The 21,048-nt window shown below is 69.7% G+C and carries 12 protein-coding genes; all 12 read left to right on the forward strand.

Going from position 1 to position 21,048, the window contains the following annotated elements:
- Positions 1 to 183 precede the first annotated feature (183 nt).
- The 12 genes from AWU67_RS00850 (at position 184) to AWU67_RS00905 (ending at position 20,892) form a co-directional block, all read left to right on the forward strand.
- Positions 184 to 1,332 carry a serine/threonine-protein kinase gene (locus AWU67_RS00850; RefSeq protein WP_067225592.1) on the forward strand — a complete coding sequence of 383 codons (1,149 nt, stop codon included), beginning with the start codon at positions 184 to 186 and terminating at the stop codon, positions 1,330 to 1,332.
- Between the two features lie 28 nt (positions 1,333 to 1,360).
- Positions 1,361 to 7,480, forward strand: coding sequence for an Ig-like domain-containing protein (locus AWU67_RS00855; protein WP_067225595.1), 6,120 nt, complete (start codon positions 1,361 to 1,363; stop codon positions 7,478 to 7,480).
- A 63-nt stretch (positions 7,481 to 7,543) separates the two neighbouring features.
- Complete coding sequence (locus AWU67_RS00860) at positions 7,544 to 8,509, forward strand: AAA family ATPase (protein WP_067225597.1); 966 nt, start codon at positions 7,544 to 7,546, stop codon at positions 8,507 to 8,509.
- Between the two features lie 12 nt (positions 8,510 to 8,521).
- Positions 8,522 to 9,874 (forward strand): DUF58 domain-containing protein, encoded by a 1,353-nt coding sequence (locus AWU67_RS00865; protein WP_067225600.1) that lies wholly within the window; start codon positions 8,522 to 8,524, stop codon positions 9,872 to 9,874.
- Positions 9,871 to 12,363 carry a transglutaminase-like domain-containing protein gene (locus AWU67_RS00870; RefSeq protein WP_067225602.1) on the forward strand — a complete coding sequence of 831 codons (2,493 nt, stop codon included), beginning with the start codon at positions 9,871 to 9,873 and terminating at the stop codon, positions 12,361 to 12,363. Before AWU67_RS00865 ends, AWU67_RS00870 begins: the two co-directional genes overlap by 4 nt.
- Positions 12,364 to 12,449: 86 nt before the next feature.
- Positions 12,450 to 13,439 carry an FHA domain-containing protein gene (locus AWU67_RS00875; RefSeq protein WP_067225604.1) on the forward strand — a complete coding sequence of 330 codons (990 nt, stop codon included), beginning with the start codon at positions 12,450 to 12,452 and terminating at the stop codon, positions 13,437 to 13,439.
- A 3-nt stretch (positions 13,440 to 13,442) separates the two neighbouring features.
- Positions 13,443 to 14,321 carry a PP2C family protein-serine/threonine phosphatase gene (locus AWU67_RS00880; protein ID WP_129586600.1) on the forward strand — a complete coding sequence of 293 codons (879 nt, stop codon included), beginning with the start codon at positions 13,443 to 13,445 and terminating at the stop codon, positions 14,319 to 14,321.
- Positions 14,311 to 14,937 carry a hypothetical protein gene (locus AWU67_RS00885; RefSeq protein WP_067225606.1) on the forward strand — a complete coding sequence of 209 codons (627 nt, stop codon included), beginning with the start codon at positions 14,311 to 14,313 and terminating at the stop codon, positions 14,935 to 14,937. The genes AWU67_RS00880 and AWU67_RS00885 overlap by 11 nt, the downstream gene beginning before the upstream one ends.
- 54 nt (positions 14,938 to 14,991) lie before the next feature.
- The gene (locus tag AWU67_RS00890; RefSeq protein ID WP_067225608.1) at positions 14,992 to 15,681 is read left to right on the forward strand and encodes a hypothetical protein; all 690 of its coding nucleotides are present in this window, start codon (positions 14,992 to 14,994) and stop codon (positions 15,679 to 15,681) included.
- 174 nt (positions 15,682 to 15,855) lie between these two features.
- A complete protein-coding gene (locus AWU67_RS00895) occupies positions 15,856 to 17,526 on the forward strand; it encodes a GspE/PulE family protein (protein WP_067225610.1) in 1,671 nt (556 codons plus the stop codon).
- A gap of 28 nt (positions 17,527 to 17,554) precedes the next feature.
- Positions 17,555 to 19,660 (forward strand): type IV pilus twitching motility protein PilT, encoded by a 2,106-nt coding sequence (locus AWU67_RS17875; RefSeq protein WP_269465237.1) that lies wholly within the window; start codon positions 17,555 to 17,557, stop codon positions 19,658 to 19,660.
- A complete protein-coding gene (locus tag AWU67_RS00905; protein ID WP_067225612.1) occupies positions 19,660 to 20,892 on the forward strand; it encodes a type II secretion system F family protein in 1,233 nt (410 codons plus the stop codon). The genes AWU67_RS17875 and AWU67_RS00905 overlap by 1 nt, the downstream gene beginning before the upstream one ends.
- The last annotated feature ends 156 nt before the right edge of the window (positions 20,893 to 21,048 follow it).

Genomic DNA, 21,048 nt, shown 5'->3' on the forward strand with positions numbered 1-21,048 from the left:
GGAGCCTTTGTGTTTCCGCCCGGCCACGCGGAAGCATTACCGTGCCGCGCGGGGAGCCGAATGTATGAGTTGAGCATCTGTAATTTAGGCTAGGGACGGGCAGCTGCCGGGCCCGGATACCGCCTGGCAGGCTCCGACTGAGACTCTCTCAGTCAGACAACGTGATGGAACGGGGGCTCGGCTATGGCCAGCAGGCTCCCCTCGACCCCGCCCGTGCTCTCCGGTTTCACCTATGTGCGCCCGCTTGGCGCCGGCGGCTTCGCCGACGTGTTCCTGTTCGAGCAGAACCTGCCGCGCCGCTCGGTCGCGGTCAAAGTGCTGCTGCAGAGCGTCGTGGATGCCGAGGTGTTGCGCATGTTCAACGCCGAGGCCGACGTGATGGCCCGGCTCAGCTCGCACCCCTCGATCCTCACCGTCTACTCGGCCAGCATCTCGGCCGACGGCCGCCCGTACCTGGTGATGGAGTACTGCCCGAACGGCCCGGCCGGCCGCTTCCGACGCAACCCGTTCAGCACGCCGGACGCGCTCGAGGTCGGCGTGCGCATCGCCAGCGCGCTGGAGACCGCGCATCGCGCCGGGGTGCTGCACCGAGACATCAAGCCGTCCAACATCCTGCACACCGCCTACAACGCGGCCGTGCTCAGCGACTTCGGCATCGCCAGCTCGCTCTCGCACTCCAGCGCCGCCGAGCTCTTCGCCATGAGCGTGCCGTGGAGCGCGCCAGAGGTGGTCGAGGAACGCACGACGGGAACCGTGGCCAGCGAGGTGTGGGGCTTCGGCGCGACGCTTTACTCGTTGCTGGCAGGGCGCACCCCGTTCGAACCGGCCGACGGCGCCAAGGTCACCACCGAGCAACTGCGCCAGCGCATCCGTCGGGGCAAGTACGCGCCGATCACCCGCCCCGACGTGCCGGCCAGCCTGAACGCCGCCCTCGCCCAGATGATGAGCCTCGACCCGCGCAAGCGGCCGAAGACCATGAAGGACTGCGCAGAGCTGTTGCGGGCGGTGCAAGCCGAGATCGGCCTCACGCCGACCGCGCTGGAGGTGGCCGTCGACGAGTGGGCCGCCGCCGGCGCCCCGATCGACTTCGACAACCGGCTCATGCGCCAACCGGTCGTCGCCCCGGTTCTGGGTGAGAGCTCGCGCGCCAGGGAGCGCGCCAGAGCGCGGTCACGCTCCGCCCGGCCGCCGGAGGCCGCACCGCAGCCGAGCGACGACGGAACGACCGTCGCCCGGGCCAAGCCCTCCTACCTGTGGCTCAAACTGGCCGCGGCGGTGGGGGTCGGCGTCGGCCTGGCTGTCGCCGGCATGGCCGCGCTGAGGTTGTTCTGATGCGCCGCATCCCGGCAGGAGTGCAGCGGTGAGCCGGACGGAGCGCCGCCGCTTGCCGCGCTCCCTGTTCCAGGGCATCGCCGTGGGCGTGATCGGCGCCGTGCTGGTCGGTGCCGCCGTCATCGCGGCCGGCTTCGATGTGAAGCAGACCCCGGTCAACGACGCCTCGATCTGGGCTCTGCAGAGCGGTGACGGCAACCGGTACGCCCGGGTGAACACCGAGATCGGCGAGCTCGACACCATCAAAACCGTGCGCAACCCGAGCGCCCTCGCCCAGAACGCGGCGCACACGCTGCTGCTGGCCCAGAACAACGAGCGCCTCGCCGACATCGACGCGGTGCGCCCGGTCGACTTCGACGCGGCCAACACGGACTACGAGCACACGCCCACCGGCACGGTTCAGGTGGTCAGCGCGGCCGACACCATCGCCTACCGCACCAACACCGGCAGCATCTTCGTGGCCAGGATCAGCGACGGCGCGGCCAGCAGCCCGCTCGCCGTCGACCCGTACGCCGCCGACCCGCTGACCGACGGTGCTGAGCGCCGCTTCTACCGCTCAGACGCCATCGCCCTCGGCGAAGACGGCACACTGCTCAGCTATTCGTCCGCCGAGCAGAGCGTGTTGCGTTACTCGGTGCCGGATGCCGCCGTCGCCGGTTTCGACCCTGTTCCGGACGGGCCGACAGAGGGCACTCCGCAGCTCAGCCAGGTCGCAGACAGCTGGGCGCTGCTCGCCGAGGACGGCGACAGCCTGTGGCTGCGCGACCGGGAGGGCGCCATCGACCCCGGGGTGTCCGCCCAGTTCGTCGTGCAGTCGCCCAGCTCGGCCGGCCGGCTGCTCTACATCGCCGACGACGCCGGGCTCTCCAGCATCGACGTGCGTACCGCCACGGTCGAGCGGGTGCTCGGCGACACCTCTGGCGCCGTCGGCGCCCGACTCGGCGTGCCGGCCAAACCCCTCGTCTTCGACGGCATCGCGTGGGCGGCCTGGCTGCCGAGCGGCACCGCGCAGGGCACGCTGTGGAGCAGCGACAGCGCCGCCCGCGCGCTCGACTTCGGCGCGCGCACCCTGAGCGAGGACGCCCAGCCGGTGTTCCAGAGCAACGGGGCGCGACTGATCCTGAACGACACGCAGAGCGGCTGGGTCTGGACGCTGCCCGACGGTGCACTGGTGCCGAGCTCGCAGGACTGGGGCGTGCTCTCCGCCGAGCAGGAGCAGACCAGCACAGACGAGCAGCAGACCGCAGAGGTGCTGGAGCCGAAGCCCCCCGTCGCCGAGCCCGACTCCTTCGGGGTGCGGGCGGGAGCGCTGGCGGTGCTGCCGGTTCTGCTGAACGACCACGACCCGAACACCGACGTGCTCACCGTGATGCCGAGCTCGCTCACCGCGCTGCCGCCCGAGTTCGGCACCCTCAGCCTCACCGACCAGTCGCAGAGCATCGCGGTGCGCGTCGCTCCGGACGCGACGGGCAGCGCCACGTTCAGCTACGCGGTGACCGACGGCACCCGCGCCGACGGGCTGAACTCCGAGCCGACCACCGTCACGCTCACCGTGCACGACGAGCTCAGCAATTCTGCGCCGGTGTGGTGCGGCACAGAGGGCTGCCTCGCCCGTTGGCCGAGCCCCGAGCTGGCGCCCGGCGGCACCGTCACGGTGCCCGTGCTGCCCGGCTGGGTCGACCCGGACGGCGACCCCCTGTTCGTCTCCGCGGCGCTCAACCAGAGCGGCATCGGCAGCGTCGGCACGACGCAAGCGGGGGAGGTGGTGTACCGGCATCCGAACCCCGCCCTCGACGAGCCGCTCACCGTGGCGATCCTGGTGACCGTCTCCGACACCCGGGGCGCGACCAGCGAACGGGTGCTCTCGATTCTGGTCACCCCGTCGCCCCGGCTCACCGCGACCCCGTTCGCCTTGAGCACGGCGGTCGGCGAGTCGCTGACCGTCGACCCGGACTCCTTCGTGGACGGCGTCACCGGAAGCTACCGGATCGTCTCCGCCACGGCGCCGCCGACCGCGCAGGGCGCCGTCGTCACGGTCAACAGCGGCGCATCGACGTTTGACTTCACGGCGGCGAACCCCGGCGAGTACGTCGTGCGGTTCTCGCTGGCCGACGCCGTCGCCGAGGTGCAGTCCTTCGTCAGGGTGACCGTCGTCGCCCAGGATGCCGCATCGCTCAGCACGACCCCGGTGACCGTGTTCGTGCGGCCACGGGCCGACGCGACCGTCGACGTGTTCTCGGCCGTCTCCAACCCGGCCGGCCGGGTGCTGCTGGTCAGCGAGCCGCTGCCGCGCCCGGTGCCCGGTGCGGCGCTCGAGGTGAGCCTCGTCGGGCAGAACCTGTTGCGCATGCGCGGCACGACGGCCGATGAGCAGCCCGGGCTGCTCGGCGTCGTCGGCTACACCGTCTCGGACGGCACCGGCGACCCGCGCTTCCGCACCGAGGGCGAGGCGAGCGTCTACCTGCTGCCCGCACCGACGCCGCAGCCGCCGATCGCCGCGGCCGACAGCATCGTGGTGCGCGCCGGCACGCAGATCGACATCCCGGTGCTCAAGAACGACCTGGCACCGGACGGCAACCGGATGGTGCTGAACCCGGACTCGATCGTGAACCAGTCCGGCGAGGGGCTCGCCTTCGCCGCCGGCTCAATCCTGCGCTACCTGGCCCCTGACGTGCCGGGCGAATACGAGCTGCGTTACACGATCTCCACGTCCGGCGCCCCCGAACTCACCGACACTGCCGCGGTCACCGTCACCGTGACCCCTGACGGCGAGAACCAGAAGCCGGTGCCGCGCACGCTGACCGGCCGGGTGCTCTCCGGCGAGACCGTGCGCATCCCGTTCGACAGCTTCGGCATCGACCCCGACGGCGACGAGGTGCTGCTCGACCGTGTGCTCACCCAGCCCGCGAGCGGATCAGCCTCGATCTCCGCGACGGGCGACAGCATCGTCTACACCAGCGTCAAGGGCTTCCGCGGCCCCGTGCAGTTCGACTACCGGGTGCGCGACGCCCAGGGCGACACCGGCAGCGCCACCGTGCGCATCGGCGTGCTCGACGCGCAGTCCGACCCCAGCCCGATCACCTTCAGCGACTACGTGCAGGTGCAGGCGGGCCAGGCAAACCAGGTGGTGCTGCACCCGGCCGCCAACGACATCGACCCGACCGGCGGCGTGCTCAGCCTGAACGGTGTGTTGCCCGACGCGGTGCAGGGCAGCCAGGAATACAGCGACCTGCAGACCCACATTCTCTCGGTCAACGGCGACGACCCGAACGCGGTTGTGCTGAAGGCCGGCACGGAACCGGGCACCATGGCCTTCACCTACACGGTCGAGAACAGCCGCGGCGATATCGGGGTCGGCCTGATCGTGATGACGGTGGTGCGGGCGTCCATCCCCGACCATCCCGTCATCGTCGACACCGTCCTCACCCTCGACGAACGCGCCGCCTTCGCCCAGGGCATCGATGTCGTGAGCGGCAAGGTCTCCTGGACAGCCGGCGATGTCAGCGGGCTCACCCTCAGCATCTGGGGCGACCCGCACGGCGTGCAGGCCTCCGGGTGGAAGCTGCGTGGTACGGCCCCGGATGCCGGCCTGCTGCTGCCGTTCGCGCTGACCGGCACCAGCTTCGCCGGCGACGTGGTCACCAGCTACGGCTTCCTGCGCATCCCGGCCGTGCACGAGGCGATCCTCGCCCTGAAGCCGGGCCTCGCCCCGCTGAAGGTCAAGGAGGCCGAGGCGCTGCGCTTCGACATGGCCACCCTGGTGGGTGTGCCGAGCGGTGAGGTGCTCGAGATCGGCCGGGGTTCCGTCGAAGCGTCCGGCCAGCGTCCTGGTGGCACCTGCGTGGCAGAGAGCGGCAGCCGCATCCGCTATGACGCAGGGGAGGGGCAACCCTGGACCGACTCCTGTGTCGTTCCGGTGCGGCTGGCCGGCAGCGACGCCTATACGCACCTGGCCGTTCCGATCGAGGTCACCCCGCGCGACCCGCAGCCGGAGCTTCGCCCGGCCGCCGTCACCGCCAGCCCCGGAGCCGCGGCCGTCAGCTACGACCTGCAGCAGATGGTGCACTGGCAGGGCAAGCCAGACCCCGCGTCGCTCGTGTTCGTGGTCGAGCATGCCAACGACCAGTTCGTGGTGACGCAGGAGGGCTCCCGGCTCAGCGTGCAGGCGCTGGACTCCGCAGTGCCCGGCCGCGAGACCCCCGTCACGGTGCGGCTGAGCAGCTATCCCGACACTCCGCCCGCCGTGCTCGCGCTGCGCGTGGGGCCGGCGCCGAGTGCTCTGCCCAAGGGCGGCACCGTCGCCCAGGAGTGCAGCCAGGCCGCAGGCAGCAGCTGCCTGATCCCTGTGATCGGCGCGCCGGGTGAGGCGAACGCCTTCGCGAACACCCCGCTCACCCTGGTGTCGGTGAGTGTGGTCTCCAGCTGTGCCGGTGTCTCGTTCGCGGTGGACGGCACGAGCCAGGTGCGCGCCAGCTGGGCCAACGACTCGCCAGGCGGTGTCTGCCAGGCCACCTTCGTCGTCGCGGACGCGCAAGGCAAACGCAGTGCCGCCGAGCGCAACGGCTCGGTGACCCTCGACCTGCAGGGCTTCCCGCGGGCGCCGGATGCCATCAGCCAGGTGGCCTACGACAGTGGCAGCATCACGCTGGCGATCACCCCGGGGCCCGCCACCACCGCACACCCGACGCTGCAGGGCTTCGTCGTGCTGCGCGACGGTGTCGAGGTCGCCTCCTGCACCCCGGCCGGAGTCTGCCCGACGCTCACCGGCATGAAGAACGGCGACAAGGCGCTCTACGAGGCGCGCTCGATCAACGCGGCAGGCCGCTCACTCGCGTCGGTCAGCACCACGGCGTGGGCATATGCCGTTCCCGGCATGGGCGAGGCAACCGCAGAGCCCGTGTTCGACGCGACGCGGACGACCCTCGTGCAGGGCGTCGCCGAGGTCAGCATCCCGAACTCGGACCCGAGCACGCAGGCCTACCTGGTCAACGGCACCCGATTCCCGGTGTCGACCGCCGGCAGCGGGGCGACGACGTTCAGGCTGGCACTTCCCGTCGGCCCGAACACGGTGGTCATCCAACCGTTGAGCAGCATCGAACGCCCGAGCGGCACCGGCCCAGCCGACAAGCAGGGCTCGGTCGGCGTCAGCATCGCCGGGCTGCCGAGCGTGAACGCGGGCGGCCAGCTATCGGCCAGCGAGCGCACCATCACGGCGCCGGAGGCGACCGGCGTGGCCAACAACAGCACGCGCACGCCGGTCACCCTCTACATTGCGACGCCTGCCCCGGCGACTGCCGCCTGCCGGGTCGACGCGAACGGCCGCAACCTCACGGTCAGCGGCAACGGCAGTGTCTCCTCGACGAGCAGCACGATCAGCGGTCTGACCCCGTTCACCACCTACAACGTCGAGGTGTGCCACTCCAACGGATTCGGCTACGCGCAGCTCGGGCTCGGCTCGGCCTATACCTGGGCGCAGCCGGACGCCCCGAGCGGCTTCACTTACACGGTCAGCGGAACGAACGGCCAGTTCACGATCGACAAACCGACGAGCACGGCCACGACCCCTGCCGGCCACGAAGTCGTGTTCAGCGGATACCCGAGTGACCGCTGGGGCCAGGACCCGCAGATCTCGGTGCGGTACTGCGTGGTCGGCAGCACAGAGCGCTGCAGCCAGCCCACTCCGGTGACGGCCGCCAACCCGAACAAGGCCTGGCAGGTCAGGCTCGACGCGGTGACGCTCGCCGCGTGCATCCCCGGCAAGACGCTCACGTTCGGAGTCAGCGGGAAGGGAACCGAGAATTCCGCGGCCGCGGTCACCGCGACCGGATACGAGTACCTCGTGCCCGGCAGGCCGGCCGTGCCCGGCAGCCCCGGATCGCCCGCCATCCCCGCGGTGCCGGACAGCATCGACCCGGACACCGGTCTGCCCATCCCGGGCACCGGGTCCCCGGAGGTCCCGGCCGTTCCTGCCGTCCCGGCGGTGCCCGGCACTGCTGACGAGTGGAAGGCGGCGCCGACGGACGGCATCCTGCCTTCCGACGCAACGAAGGTGCGCTCCATCGCCTGGGCACTCGCCTGGGGTGCGCCGCAGATGCAGGGCTTTGCACCGCTCGCCGGTGTGATCAACCAAGAGTTCAGCTGCGGCTAGCGCCGCGGCATCCGCCCCACGACCGCGCAGCCCAGAGACCAGCACAGCCCAGAAGGACGACACATGACAATCAGCCCCGAACAGACAGCCTGGTTTGCCGCGACGTTCCGGTCGATGGTGGAGAACGTGGAGACGGTCGTGCTCGGCAAGCGCCACGTCATCGAGCTGGCCTTCACCGCCATGGTCAGCGAGGGCCACCTGCTGCTCGAGGACTTCCCCGGCACCGGCAAGACCTCGCTCGCCCGAGCCATGGGTCAGACCGTGCACGGCACGAACTCGCGCATCCAGTTCACGCCGGACCTGCTGCCCGGCGATGTGACGGGTATCACCGTGTACGACCAGAAGCGCGGCGAGTTCGAGTTCCACTCCGGGCCGATCTTCGCCAACATCGTGCTCGCCGACGAGATCAACCGGGCCAGTCCGAAGACCCAGTCCGCGCTGCTGGAGGCGATGGAGGAGGGCAAGGTGACCGTCGACGGCGTCACCCGCAGCACCGGCAGCCCCTTCCTCGTGATCGCCACCCAGAACCCGATCGAGCAGGCCGGCACCTACCGCCTGCCGGAGGCCCAGCTCGACCGATTCATGATGAAGACCTCGCTCGGCTACCCCGACCTGGCCTCGACGATCCGCATCCTCGAGGGAACAAGTGTCGCGCAGCCGACCGTCAACCCGATCATCACGCCGCAGGCCCTCGTCGGCATGAGCGACCTCGCCCGCGGCGTGTTCGTGAACCCGCTCGTGCTCGACTACATCGCCCGCATCGTCGAGGCCAGCCGTAACACCGGCCAGCTGCGCATGGGCGTGAGCGTGCGCGGCGCCCGCGCGCTCACCAAGGCGGCCAAGACGTGGGCCGCGGCGCACGAGCGCTCATACGTGATCCCGGATGACGTCAAGCTGCTCGCCGAGCCCGTGCTCGCCCACCGCATCGTCGTCGACCCGGAAGCGGAGTTCGACGGGGTCACAGCCAACGCCGTCATCGGGCAGATCCTGCTCGACATCGTGCCGCCGCTCCGAAGCGAACTGGTCTAGGAGCGAGCTGGAGTGACATTCCACACCGAGTCGCGGGGCAGCCAGACCGCGACGTCGACGGGCAGCACCACACACACCCGCTATTCGACGTCGCGTCGAGGGCTGTTCGTGCGTGCACTCGTGCGGTTGGCGGAGGTCTGGCAGGCGCTACGCGCCGCGCTCGGCACCGCCCTGGTGTGGCTGCGGGAGACCGTCACACCGGCCGGCGGGCTGGCCGCGCTCGCCCTGCTCGCGCTGCCGCTGGGTGTCGTGCTGGGCTGGACGGAGCTGATCGTGGCCGGTGTGCTCGCCGCCGCGCTGCTGCTACTGGCCGTGCCGTTCCTGCTCGGCGGCAAGGCCTACGCCGTCGAGTTCCTCGTGCCCGTTGACCGCGTCGTCGCCGGCGGCGAGGTGCGCGGCACGCTCGACATCACCAACATCTCCCGCAGCTTCGAGCTGCCGGGGCGCGTGGATGTGCCGATCGGGCGGGGAACGACCGAGATCGCGGTGCCGCTGCTGCGCCCGGGCGCGCACCACCGCGAGCTGGTCATGATCCCCACCCCGCGCCGCGGCATCATCGACATCGGGCCCGTCACCACGCTGCGCACCGACCCGGTCGGGCTGCTGCGCCGCGAGCACGCACAGGCCGAGGTGCACCGCCTCTACGTGCACCCGGTGACCGTGTCGATCCCCAGCACCAGCGCCGGCTTCGTGCGCGACCTCGAGGGCAACCCGACGAACCGCATCGTCGACGCCGACATGTCGTTCCACGCGATCCGCGAGTACGCCTCGGGTGACGCCCAGCGCAGTATCCACTGGAAGTCCACCGCGAAGACCGGCCAGCTGATGGTGCGCCAATACGAGGAGAGCCGCCGGTCACGGCTCGTCGTCGTGCTCAGCCTGCAACCGGCCGACTTCCACAGCGAGGACGAGTTCGAGATCGCGGTGAGCGCGGCCGGCTCCCTCGGTACCCGGGCCATCCGTGACGGCCGCGATCTCGCTGTCGTGGCGAGCGCGCAGATCCAGGAGTTGGCCCGCAGCTCGGTGCACAGCATCCGGAGCCTGCCGGTCGTCTCGACCCGGGCACTGCTCGACGAGCTGAGCGGGGTCGAGACAGCGGTGAGCACCATGCCCATCGAGGACGTCTGCTCGCTCACCGGTCAGGCGATCCCCGACGTGTCGATCGCCATCATCGTCTGCGGCTCGGCGGTGACCGCCACCCGGCTGCGCAGCCTCAGCCTGCGATTCGGCCCGGATGTCGCCGTGCTCGCCGTCCGCATCGACCCGCTTGCCGTGCCGAGCTACCGGGAGCTGGCCGGCGTCGGCGTTCTCACGATCGCCGTGCTCGAGGACCTGCGCTCGCTTCTGGCCAGGAGGGCATCGTGAGCGGGCCGACGCGGCGCAGCCCGCTCCGGGACCGGCTCCGCGGCGTCCCGCTCGTCAGCGGTGGCGCCTACGTTCTGGCCATGGCGGTGCTCGTTGCGGCGGCCGCCTGGCCGATCTACCAGAGCCCGTATTTCCTGGTCGCCGCTGGCGGTGCGGTGCTGCTTGGCATCGGAGTCGCGCTGCTCAGCCTGATCCGCCGCTGGTCCTGGTTCACGACCCTGCTGGTGACCGTCGGCGCCTATCTGGTCTTCGGTGTGCCGCTGGCGGTGCCCTCCGGGCTCGGCGGTGTGCAGGAGGCGCTGCGCGGCTTCCTCGAGCTGCTTGGACGCAGCGTGTTCGGCTGGAAGGAGCTGGTGACGATCGCGTTGCCGGTCGGCAGCTACCAGGCCCTGCTCGTGCCCTTCTTCGCCGTGATGCTCTGCGCCGTCGTGCTGGCGCTTTCGCTGGTCTGGCGCAGCACACGGTTCGACCTGCTCGCCGTGCCGGTGATGCTCGCCGCCATCGGCTTCGGAATCGCCTTCGGCTCGAGCCTGATGAGCCCGGCCTGGAGCCTCGGCGACCTGAGCGTGCCCGCCCCGCGCGAGACGCTGATCGGCGCGGCCGGCTTCCTGCTCTCCCTCAGCTTCCTGACCGGGAGGGCGGGGCGCGTGCGACGGGCCGCGCAGAACCGCAGCGCGGCATCCGGGGCCGGCAGCCGCAGTCTCGCCGGTTCCGCGCGGCGCGCCAGCCGGGCGGCCCTGACCGCTGCCGTGCTGGTCACCGCCGTGGCAGTGGCCGTTCCCGCCGCGGCCGTGCCGCTCCGGGTCGACCAGCGCGATGTGTTGCGCACGGCGATCGAGCCCGAGCTGGCGTTGCGCGAGTTCGTCAGCCCGCTGAGTGCCTACCGCGGCTTCCTCGCCGACGACCGTTTCGACACCGAGCTGCTGCAGCTCTCGTCGCGTGGGGTGCAACCAGACAGGCTGCGCCTGGCGGTCATGAGCTACTACGACGGCGAGGTGTTCCGTGTGGTGGACCCGGCGCGCGGAGTCGACGAGCGTTCGACTGCCTTCGCCCGCACCCCCGGGGTTGCGGTCGGCACGGCCGCCGAGACGACGCTCGACGTCACCGTCGGCGGGTACAACGAGGTGTGGATGCCGCTGGCCGGCCAGCTGGACCGCGTCGACTTCCACGGCAGCCGCAAGCAGGCGCTCACCGATGGCTTCTTCTACAACGAGCGGACCGCGGCCGGCGTGCAGCTGAACCAGCTGCGAGAGGGAGACAGCTTCACCGTGCGCGCGAGCGCCGCGGTCGCCGCCGACCCCAGCGCCCTCGCCGCCGCGCGCAAGCCGCGCACCAGGGCCGAGCTCTTCGACGAGTCCGTGTTCCCCGAGAGCCTCGGCAAATGGGTCGAGGCGCAGAGCCTCGGCAGCAGTGATGGTGCGGCGCTGCAGGAGCTGATCACCCGCCTGCGCCAGCGCGGCTACCTCAGCCACTCGCTGACGGCGGCGGGCCCTGAGGGTCACAAATGGCAGCAGGAGCACCAGAACTACGCCTTCGCGCCGAGTCTGGCCGGGCACTCGGTCGGCCGCATCGACATGCTCTTCAGCTCCTTGCTCGACAAGCAGAACGCGACGAGCACGAGCGACAACACCGAGCTGGTGGCCGCCGTGGGCGACGACGAGCAGTTCGCCGTCGCCGCGGCCCTGCTCGCCGAGTCGCTCGGCTTTCCGGCCCGCGTGGTGCTCGGCTTCCGGCTAGGCGTGGACGGCGCGGCGGCACCGGCATCCGGAATGCCGGCCTGCGCCGACGGCAGCTGCAGTGGGCGCAACCTGAGCGCGTGGATCGAGGTGCAGGATGACGGCGGCCAGTGGATCACCGTCGATGTCACCCCGCAGTACGAGCACCCGCTCTCGCCGAGCGAGGAGCTGACCCGCGACCCGCAGAACACCACGGAGGTGATCACGGACGGTGCGACGGAAGTGACCCCTCCGGATGCCGAGCCCGCGGGCGGCGGAGAGAGCCCCAAAGACGAGGGCGAGCAAGCGCTCGACCTGGCCTGGCTCTTCACGGCGCTGAAGATCGCCGGCCTGGTGCTGCTTGTGCTGCTGCTGCTCGTCGCCCCGCTGCTCGCCATGACACTCGCCAAGGCGCTGCGTCGGCGCTCGCGCCGCAGGGCCGCCGATACGACGGCGCGCATCGCCGGCGGTTGGGACGACTACGTTGACACCGCCGTCGACCTCGGGCTGCCCGCCCCGGGCACCGACACCCGCACCGAGCTGGCGGCCCGTTACGACAGCCCGAACGGCCACACGATCGCCGTGCTCGCCGACGAGGCCGTATTCGGTCCCGTCGACCCGGGCCGGGCCGAGGGCGACGCGTTCTGGGCGGCCGTTGACACCGAACGTGCACTGCTCAGCAGCGAGTTCAGCCGCTGGCAACGACTGCGCGCCCGACTGTCGCTGCGCTCCTTCAGCCAGCGCCTGCGCGCGAAGGCGCCCCGCAATGGGTAGATTCACAGGGAACGGTTCGGTACAGCAGATTTCACGATCTTCGAGAAGGAGGAAGGCGCCGGCACGGCCCGCGGCGTCGCACGACCATGAGTGAAGGCTCGATTCTGCTCGTCGGCGCGGTCGTCGCGATCCTCGCGGTCGTCGCGCTGGCCGTCTGGGGCGCGTTCGCGCTGTCCGCCCGCGCCCGCCGGCGGAGGGCCGAGGCTGAATCGGAGCCGGTGAGCGCACCTCGTCTCGGCGCCCCGGCATTCGCGAGCGCACCCGCCCTCACAGGCATGCCCGCCGACGAGGTGCCCGCGCGCATCCCCTTCGGCAGCGCCGGCGCAGGGGGCGCCGCTCACACCGCTGTCCTCGCCGATGTCGACGCAGCCGATGTCGACGCAGCCGAGAACGCCCCCGCCGAGATCGTCGCCGCCGACGTCCCCGTCGAGACCGCCGCGATCAGCTACACGCTCGCGATGCTCCTGTCCGAGGCGCCCGCGTCGAGCTCGTCCCCGCCTGCCCCCATCGAGATGCCGGTCGAGCTGTCGGTTCGCATCGAGTCCGCGGCGCCGGCGCCGCCCGCCGTGCGGCCGCTGATCGATTCCGTGCCCGACTTCAGCGCCAAGCCAGCCACGCCCGCCGCAGCAGCAGCGCCTGCCGTGTTGAACGTGGAAGAGCTGTCGGCGGCCGCGGTCGCCGCGGCATCCGAGCTCGATGACGCCGCGGACGACATGGAAGCGACCATCATCGCCGGCCGCCGCAACCGGGCGTGGGTGTTCGAGTCCGAGTCGGGCCAGCGGGTTCCGCTTAGCGCCGAGGTGGTGCTGCTCGGACGCAACCCCTCGCCCCTCGCCGGGTTCGAGGACGCCCAGCTGGTCACCGTGCGTGATCTCGGCCGCACCGTGTCCAAGACGCACGCGCGGGTTCAGCGGCACGAGAACGGGTGGCAGATCACCGACCTGAGCTCCACCAACGGCGTCTACCTCATCGGGCCAGACGGCAATGAGATCGAGCTCGAGCCCGGCATCGCCGTGGCCACCACCGACCAGTTCATCTTGGGCGACATGTCTGCCCGCATCTTTCAGGAGGAGTGAGCGGTGCACCAACGCTCTACCGAAACTCTGGCCGAGAACCCCGTCGTGCTCCGCTATCAGGCGCACACGGATGTCGGTCACAAGCGCGCCGTCAACGAAGACGCCGTGCTCGCCGCGCACCCCGTCTTCATCGTGGCCGATGGGATGGGCGGGCACGAGGCCGGCGACCTGGCCAGCGCCGCCATCGTCGAGGCTTTCCTGCCCCTTGTCGGCCTGCCCGAAGTGCTGCCGGAACAGGTGGTCGCCGCGGTCGGGCGGGCCCAGGTGGCCGTCGAGCGCATCTCCGCTGGTCGCGCACGGGGCGCCGGCAGCACCCTCACCGGGGTGGTCCTGGTCAACGAGCAGACCCAACCGGCCTGGCTGGTGTTGAACGTCGGCGACTCCCGGGTTTACCGGTTGAGCGGCGGCGAGCTCAGCCGCATCACGCACGACCACTCGCTGGTGCAGGAGATGCTGGACGCCGGCACGCTGGCGCCGGACGAAGCCGCCGACTACGTGGGGCGCAACGTCATCACGCGTGCGATCGGCGCGGCCGATGCCCGGGCCGACTACTGGATGCACCCCGTCATCGCGGGGGAGCGCCTCTTGGTCTGCTCCGACGGCTTGAGCGGCGAACTCGTCGACGAGGTGCTGCGCGCACTGCTCACGATGGCCGGACCGGTGGAGGCGACCGCATCCGAGCTGCTGACCCAGGCACTGCTCAACGGTGGGCGAGACAACGTGTCGCTGATCGTCATCGACGTCTTGAACAGTGGAACTCAGGTGCCGATCGGCCCCGGGGGTGGCACCGACGTCAGCACCAGCGAACACGACACGGTCGACCTGCTGCTGGAGGACACCACGGAGCTGCCCTGGCGGAAGGGGCGCGGCGGTGGGCGCTGACGAGAACGCGGCGGAGCTCGGCGCTCCCGAGCAGGACCTCGACGAATCCACCCGCATCGTCCGTCGCGGCTACGAGATACCGGACCTCGACGAGGAGACTCGGATCGTCGTCCGCCCGGTGGCGCGCCAGCTCGATCTCGTTGACGAGTTCGACGAGTTCGACGAGTTCGACGAGTCCACCCGCATCGTCAACCGCGCGGTCGTCCCCGACGACGAGTCAACGGTCCTCGACCACCGAGAGTCAACGCCGTCAGGGGCGGATGTCGCGGATGCCACCAACCCAGGCCGCCGGCGGGCCGCGCGCACCGCGGCAGCCCCTGTCGCCATTCCTGCTCCCCAGCCGACGTCGACCGGCGCCGCCCCGGCCCTGCCGCCCCTGCTCGTCGGCACCAGCCTGGCGTCCGGGCAGACCGAGAGCTACCCGCCCCGAGTGCTGCCGGAACCGCCCGTGCCGCAGCACCTGCAGATCGACGTAGAGCCCAGAGAGCGACCCGCTGCGGCCCCGCGCGGCGCGACGGCCCGCCGTGTCGCGCTGACCGTGCTCGTCACACTCGTCGGCGTCGCTGCGCTCGGAGTGGCCGTCGTCGCACTCGTCCTGCTCCTCAACACGCTCTGAGCGCGCACCGCGCGCTGCACACGCCCAGCTACCGGCGCTGGATACACTGAAGCCATGACTGCGACCCCGACGCCGAAGCCACGTCTCCAGCGCCGGGTGCTCGGCCTCTCGATCGCCGGAGCGATTGTGCTCGCGCTCGGAGCGGTGGGAGCCGGCTACGTCGTCGGCCTCGACGCGACATCCAGCGCCGCGGAATCCGCCGGCGTCGGCTCGGGAGAATCGCCGGCTCGCCCCGCGCCCGAGTCCGGCGCGCCGGTCGCCCCGCTGCCGGAGCCCAGCACGGAGCCGGTGTCGCTGGTGCCCGCTGACTGCTCCGGCATCTACAGCACCGACTGGTCCACGCAGATGGACGGTTTAGTGCTCAACCCGGCGTGGAGTAGCGAATCGGGCCAGCCGGCGATCATCGGCAGCTCCGATGAGGAGCTGGAGGCGACACTGCAGGCGGCCGCACCGCTCACCTGCCGTTGGGGCAACGAACAGGGCGGGAGCGATCGGGCCCTCGTGACCAACGTGGCCCAGCTGCACGGCGACCAGTCAGAGGCATCCCTCGCCCGTATGAACGCCATCGGCTACGACTGCTACGACGAGCTCGGCGGCACTCGCTGCATCGTGGAGTCGAAGGATGACAACGGCACCTGGGGTGAATCGCACTTCCTGCGCGATGGAGTGTGGGTCGCCACCCGCTGGATGAACATCGCGCCAGACGGCTACACCCACGACATCGTCAACACCCTCTGGCCGTAGCCAGCTCGGAGCGGGCCAGCTCGCGACACGCCGTGGCCCCGAAAGTGGGGTATCGCCTGCTTGGTGAACCGCGTATGTTTGCGGCCTGAGATATAACGTCGAGCGCGTTCTTGCCCTACACAACTGCGGCTGCTCGATGATGCCGCAGCATACCTTTTTCCCGAGGAGGTTCTTGTGGCAACGCTTTCAGAAATCCTGATCCTGCATGGCCATCTGCCGATCGAGCATCTCGACGCGCTCGCATCCGACGGCGGAACCGACGAGTCCGTCGTGCGTGGCCTGGTCGAGAGCGGCGTCATCTCCGAGGTGCAGCTGACCAAGGCGCGCGCGGCTCAAGCCGGCCTGCCCTACGTCGAGCTGCTCGACTTCCCGGTTGACCGCAACGCGGTCGCGCTCGTCTCAGCAGCGGTGTGCCGCCGCCATGAGCTCCTCCCCATCGCGGTCTCCGGCGACCGCATCGCCGTCGCCATGGTGAACCCCGGCAACGTCTTCGCCATCGACGATGTGCGTGCTGCTGCACGGATGCACGTCGACCCGATCGTTGCGGAACGCAGCGACTTGTTGGCCGCCATTGCCCGCTACCACCGGGCTGACGACGAGCTCAACGACCTCACCAACACGCTCGAAGAAGAGAACGCCCCGCAGGAGTCCACCGACTTCGGCGTCGGCGACTCCGGAGACGATGACGCCCCGATCGTGCGCTTCGTCAACCTGCTGGTCAGCCAGGCCATTCAGGACAAGGCCTCCGACATCCACATCGAGCCGGCCGAGCGCGAGATGCGGGTGCGCTACCGCATCGACGGCGTGCTGCACGAGATGCAGGCCGCCCCGAAGAGCATCCAGAACGGCGTCATCTCGCGCCTCAAGATCATGAGCGACATCGACATCGCCGAGCGGCGCAAACCGCAGGACGGCCGCATGTCGGTCAACCACGGCGGGCGCAAGATCGACCTGCGCGTTGCGACCCTGCCCACGGTGTGGGGTGAGAAGGTCGTCATGCGAATCCTGGACAACACGAACACCAGCCTCGACGTGCGCGACCTCGCCCTGCTGGATCGCAACTTCGAGGCCTACAAGACCAGCTACACCAAGCCGTACGGCATGATCCTGGTGACCGGCCCGACCGGTTCCGGCAAGTCGACGACTCTGTACACGACACTCGGCGCGGTCGCCCGCCCCGAGATCAACGTGATCACCGTCGAAGACCCGGTCGAGTACCGTATGCCGGGCATCAACCAGGTGCAGGTGAACCCCAAGGCCGGCCTCACTTTTGCCAGCGCCCTGCGCAGCATCCTGCGTTCCGACCCGGATGTCGTGCTGCTCGGTGAGATCCGAGACCACGAAACGGCGCAGATCGCCATCGAGGCCTCGCTCACCGGCCACCTCGTGCTCTCCACCCTGCACACGAACGACGCCCCGAGCGCCGTCACCCGTCTTACCGAGATGGAAATCGAGCCGTTCCTCGTCGGTTCCGCCCTCGACTGCGTCGTCGCCCAGCGCCTCGCCCGGCGCCTCTGCGACCGCTGCAAGCGGCCGGAGGAACTGGAGCCCGAGTACGTGGCCCGGCTGCGTTTCCGATACGACCCGCAGCAGTCCCGCCCCGTCGTCTACCAGCCGGTCGGATGCCAGAGCTGCTCGAACACCGGGTACCGCGGACGCATCGCGGTGCACGAGGTGATGACGGTGACGGAGGAGATCGAGCGCATGGCAGTTGCCCGTTCCTCCAGCGCCGAGATCGGCCGCGTGGCCCAAGAACAGGGGATGATCACCTTGCGCGAAGACGGCTGGGAGAAGGCCAAGATGGGTCTCACCTCCATCGAGGAAATCTTGCGAGTGGTGGCGTAGCGCCATGTGGAAAAAGAGGAGAACCGTCATGCAGGATCCGATTCAGGAGACCCAGGAGACGGCAGCCCAGCCCGACGCAACGGAGTCGGAGCCAGGCTTCGACGCGCTGCTCGCCGAGTTCACGAACCGCGCACACGCCGCAGGCCTCGTGGTTCCGGCCGATCTGGGCGGCGCTCCCGCTGCAACCGGAAACGTCGTCGTGCCTCCGGCCGGCGCGCCATTCGGCACCAGCCACTCGGATGCCGCCGCACCGGCCTACTCCGCACTGACGGCGCGGCCCGCGACCGACACACCGATGTTCGCGCCCGCCGCCGCGCAGGCCGCACCCGGCGCGGAGGCCGCTGAGTTCGAGGTGCACCGGTTCGATCCCGTCGCCTACGCCAGTGGGCTCGCGGCCGAGCCGGCGCCAGCCGCGTTTGAGACCCGCATGTTCAGGCCCCCCGTCGCGGCAATGCAGCCTGTCACGGAGCCGGTCGCGGTCGATATCGTCGCGCCGGAGCCAGTCGTGCAGCAGGCTTACGTGCCGGAACCTGTCGTGCAGGAGTCTTACGTACAGGAGCCTGTCGCGCAGCAGCCAGTCGAGCCGGAGTCTGTCGAGCAGGAGCCCGCAGCCTTGCAGCCTGTCGCCTTCGACGAGCGCGATTTCGACGCGGTCGGTTTCGACACGGCGGCCTTCCCGCCGCCGGTCGAAGCGGCCCCGGTGTTCGACCTGCCCGCACCGACGGGGCTGAACGAGCTCTTCGATCCGATCCTGCCCGGCGCGGAGACCGCCGAGGTTGAGATCGAGCAGTACGCCTCCGTCGCCACCGAGGCAATGACCGTGCTTCCCTACCCGGCACAGCCGGTGTTCGACCCGCAGACCTACGCTGCCGCCTACGAGCCGCCGACTGTGGCTTTCACAGCCGTGCAGCTCGACCAGATCGACGAGATCGAGTTCGAGGTCGCCACGCTGAGCTCCGTGGAGCGCGACGCGCTTGAGAACGCCGATGAGTCGCTTGTCGCCGCATTGCAGCAGGTCGTGCTGCAGCGGGCATCCGATCTGCACATCACGAGCGACTCCCCGCCCATGCTGCGGGTCGACGGCGGCCTGCGCCCCGTCACTGCTGACGGTGCGCCGTGGGCGAGCGAGCGCGTGCTGGCTGCCCTGCAGTCGCTGCTCACCGAGGCGCAGAGCGAGAAGTTCGGGCGCGAGCTCGAGCTCGACTTCGCCTTCACAATCTCGGCCAACGCGCGCTTCCGTGTGAACTTCTACCAGCAGCGCGGCGCAGTCGGCGCGGCATTCCGTCTGATCCCGACCGAGATCAAGACGCTCGGCCAGCTCGGCGTGCCCGAGCACATCGGAAGTTTCTCGCAGCTGCCTCGTGGCCTGGTGCTGGTGACCGGCCCGACCGGCTCCGGCAAGTCCACCACGCTGGCCGCCCTCATCGACCTTGCCAACAGCACCAGGGCCGACCACATCGTGACGGTCGAAGACCCGATTGAGTTCCTGCACCAGCACAAGAAGTCGCTCGTCAACCAGCGTGAGGTCGGCAACGACACCCACAGCTTCGCCGCGGCCCTCAAGCACGTGCTGCGCCAAGACCCGGACGTCATCCTCATCGGCGAGCTCCGCGACCTCGAGACCATCTCGGTGGCGCTCACCGCCGCCGAGACCGGCCACCTCGTCTTCGCCACCCTGCACACGCAGGATGCAGCGCAGACGATTGACCGCGTCATCGACGTGTTCCCGCCGCACCAGCAGGAGCACGTGCGGGCCCAGCTCGCCGCGACCCTGCAGGGCGTCGTCTCGCAGACTCTGATCAAGCGCGCCAGCGGCAAGGGCCGTGTCGTCGCCACCGAGGTGCTCCAGACCACGCCCGCCATCGCCAACCTGATCCGCGAGGGCAAGACCTACCAGATCACCTCAATGATGCAGGCGGGCCGCGACCTCGGCATGCACACCATGGACCAGCACCTGGCCGAGCTCGTGAATGCGGGCACCATCACTCAGCAGGCCGCGCGCGAGAAGGCGCACGACCTGGATGGCTTCACCCGGATGCTCTCCGGCGTGGAATCGCCGACGGAAGCGAGCGCACGGGCCATGCAGGTCGGTGGCATCGACTTCGGCGACGCGTACTCGGCGGCCAACCGCTGATGGCGGGCACGGTCGCCTACGCTTACACCGGGCGCGACACCGCGGGCAAAAAGGTCAAGGGCAAGATCGATGCGCCCAGCGAGGGCTCCGCGGCATCCCGCCTGCAAGGGATGGGGATCTCCCCGATCGACATCACCGCTGCGCCCATCGGCACCGGCCTGAACCGCGAGATCAACATCGCCGGGCTCGGCGGAGGAGTCGGTCTCAAAGACCTCTCCATCATGAGCCGACAGATGGCCACCATGATCGGCTCCGGCCTGTCGCTGCTGCGCACGCTGAACATCCTGGCCGAGCAGACCGAGAACAAGAAGCTGGCGGGCATCCTCGGGCAAGTGCGCGACGACGTCGAGACCGGGGTGTCGATCTCCGACGCCTTCGGCAAGCACCCGAACGAGTTCCCGCCGCTCATGATCAACATGGTCAAGGCCGGCGAGACCGGCGGCTTCCTCGACGGGGCGCTCGAATCGATCGCCGAGAATTTCGAGAAAGAGGTCAAGCTCCGATCCACCATCAAGTCGGCGATGACCTACCCGGTGATCGTGTTGCTCATGTCGCTCGGTGCTGTGCTGATCATGCTGATCTTCATCGTGCCGATCTTCAAGGAGATGTTCGCTGGCATGGGGTCAGACCTGCCGTTGCCGACACAGCTCCTGGTGACGATGTCGGAGGCCATGGTCTGGTTTGTGCCGTTGTTGCTGGTGGTCGGCATCATCTTCGCCGTCTGGTGGAGCAAGAACAAGAACACCGAAGAGGTGCGCAAGACGCTCGACCCCTTCCTGCTCAAGCTGCCGGTGTTCGGGCCGTTGCTCAAGAAGATCGCCGTCGCCCGCTTCGCCCGCAACCTCTCCAACATGCTCGGCGCCGGCGTGCCGATCCTGCACGCGTTGAAGATCGTCGGCGAGACCTCGGGAAACTGGGTGATCGAAGACGCCCTCGCCCAGGTGGCCGAATCGGTGCGCCAGGGCCAGTCGATCTCTGGGCCGCTGCTCGCCCAGCCCGTTTTCCCGCCCATGGTGACGCAGATGATTGCCGTTGGCGAGGATGCCGGCTCGCTCGAGACCATGCTCGACAAGATCGGCGATTTCTACGACCACGAGGTCGAGGCGGCCACCGAGCAGCTGACGGCCGCCATCGAGCCGCTCATGATCGCGTTCCTCGGCGTCGTCATCGGTGGAATGGTGATCGCCTTGTACATGCCGATCTTCGGCATCGCCGGCGCGGTGAACGGGTAGCGGCGGCAGGGAAGTCGAATGACCTTCGGCATGGAAGGTGGATCCCGTAAGTGAAGCCCCCCACAACTGGGGGCTGATTCTAGACCGTTTGGCCCCATTCGGGGCTACATACAGGGAATTCCCAGAACTAGGCTCATAGCCCGGTCGGATAATCCT

This window comes from Microterricola viridarii (genome assembly GCF_001542775.1).
In the GTDB taxonomy this organism is placed as follows: domain Bacteria; phylum Actinomycetota; class Actinomycetes; order Actinomycetales; family Microbacteriaceae; genus Microterricola; species Microterricola viridarii_A.

Excerpts from the sequence above, each read along its gene's own strand:
- AWU67_RS00850 (WP_067225592.1), top strand. The coding sequence starts at position 184 with ATGGCCAGCAGGCTCCCCTCGACCCCGCCCGTGCTCTCCGGTTTCACC.
- AWU67_RS00860 (WP_067225597.1), top strand. The coding sequence starts at position 7,544 with ATGACAATCAGCCCCGAACAGACAGCCTGGTTTGCCGCGACGTTCCGG.
- AWU67_RS00875 (WP_067225604.1), top strand. The coding sequence starts at position 12,450 with ATGAGTGAAGGCTCGATTCTGCTCGTCGGCGCGGTCGTCGCGATCCTC.
- AWU67_RS00890 (WP_067225608.1), top strand. The coding sequence starts at position 14,992 with ATGACTGCGACCCCGACGCCGAAGCCACGTCTCCAGCGCCGGGTGCTC.
- AWU67_RS17875 (WP_269465237.1), top strand. The coding sequence starts at position 17,555 with ATGCAGGATCCGATTCAGGAGACCCAGGAGACGGCAGCCCAGCCCGAC.
- AWU67_RS00905 (WP_067225612.1), top strand. The coding sequence starts at position 19,660 with ATGGCGGGCACGGTCGCCTACGCTTACACCGGGCGCGACACCGCGGGC.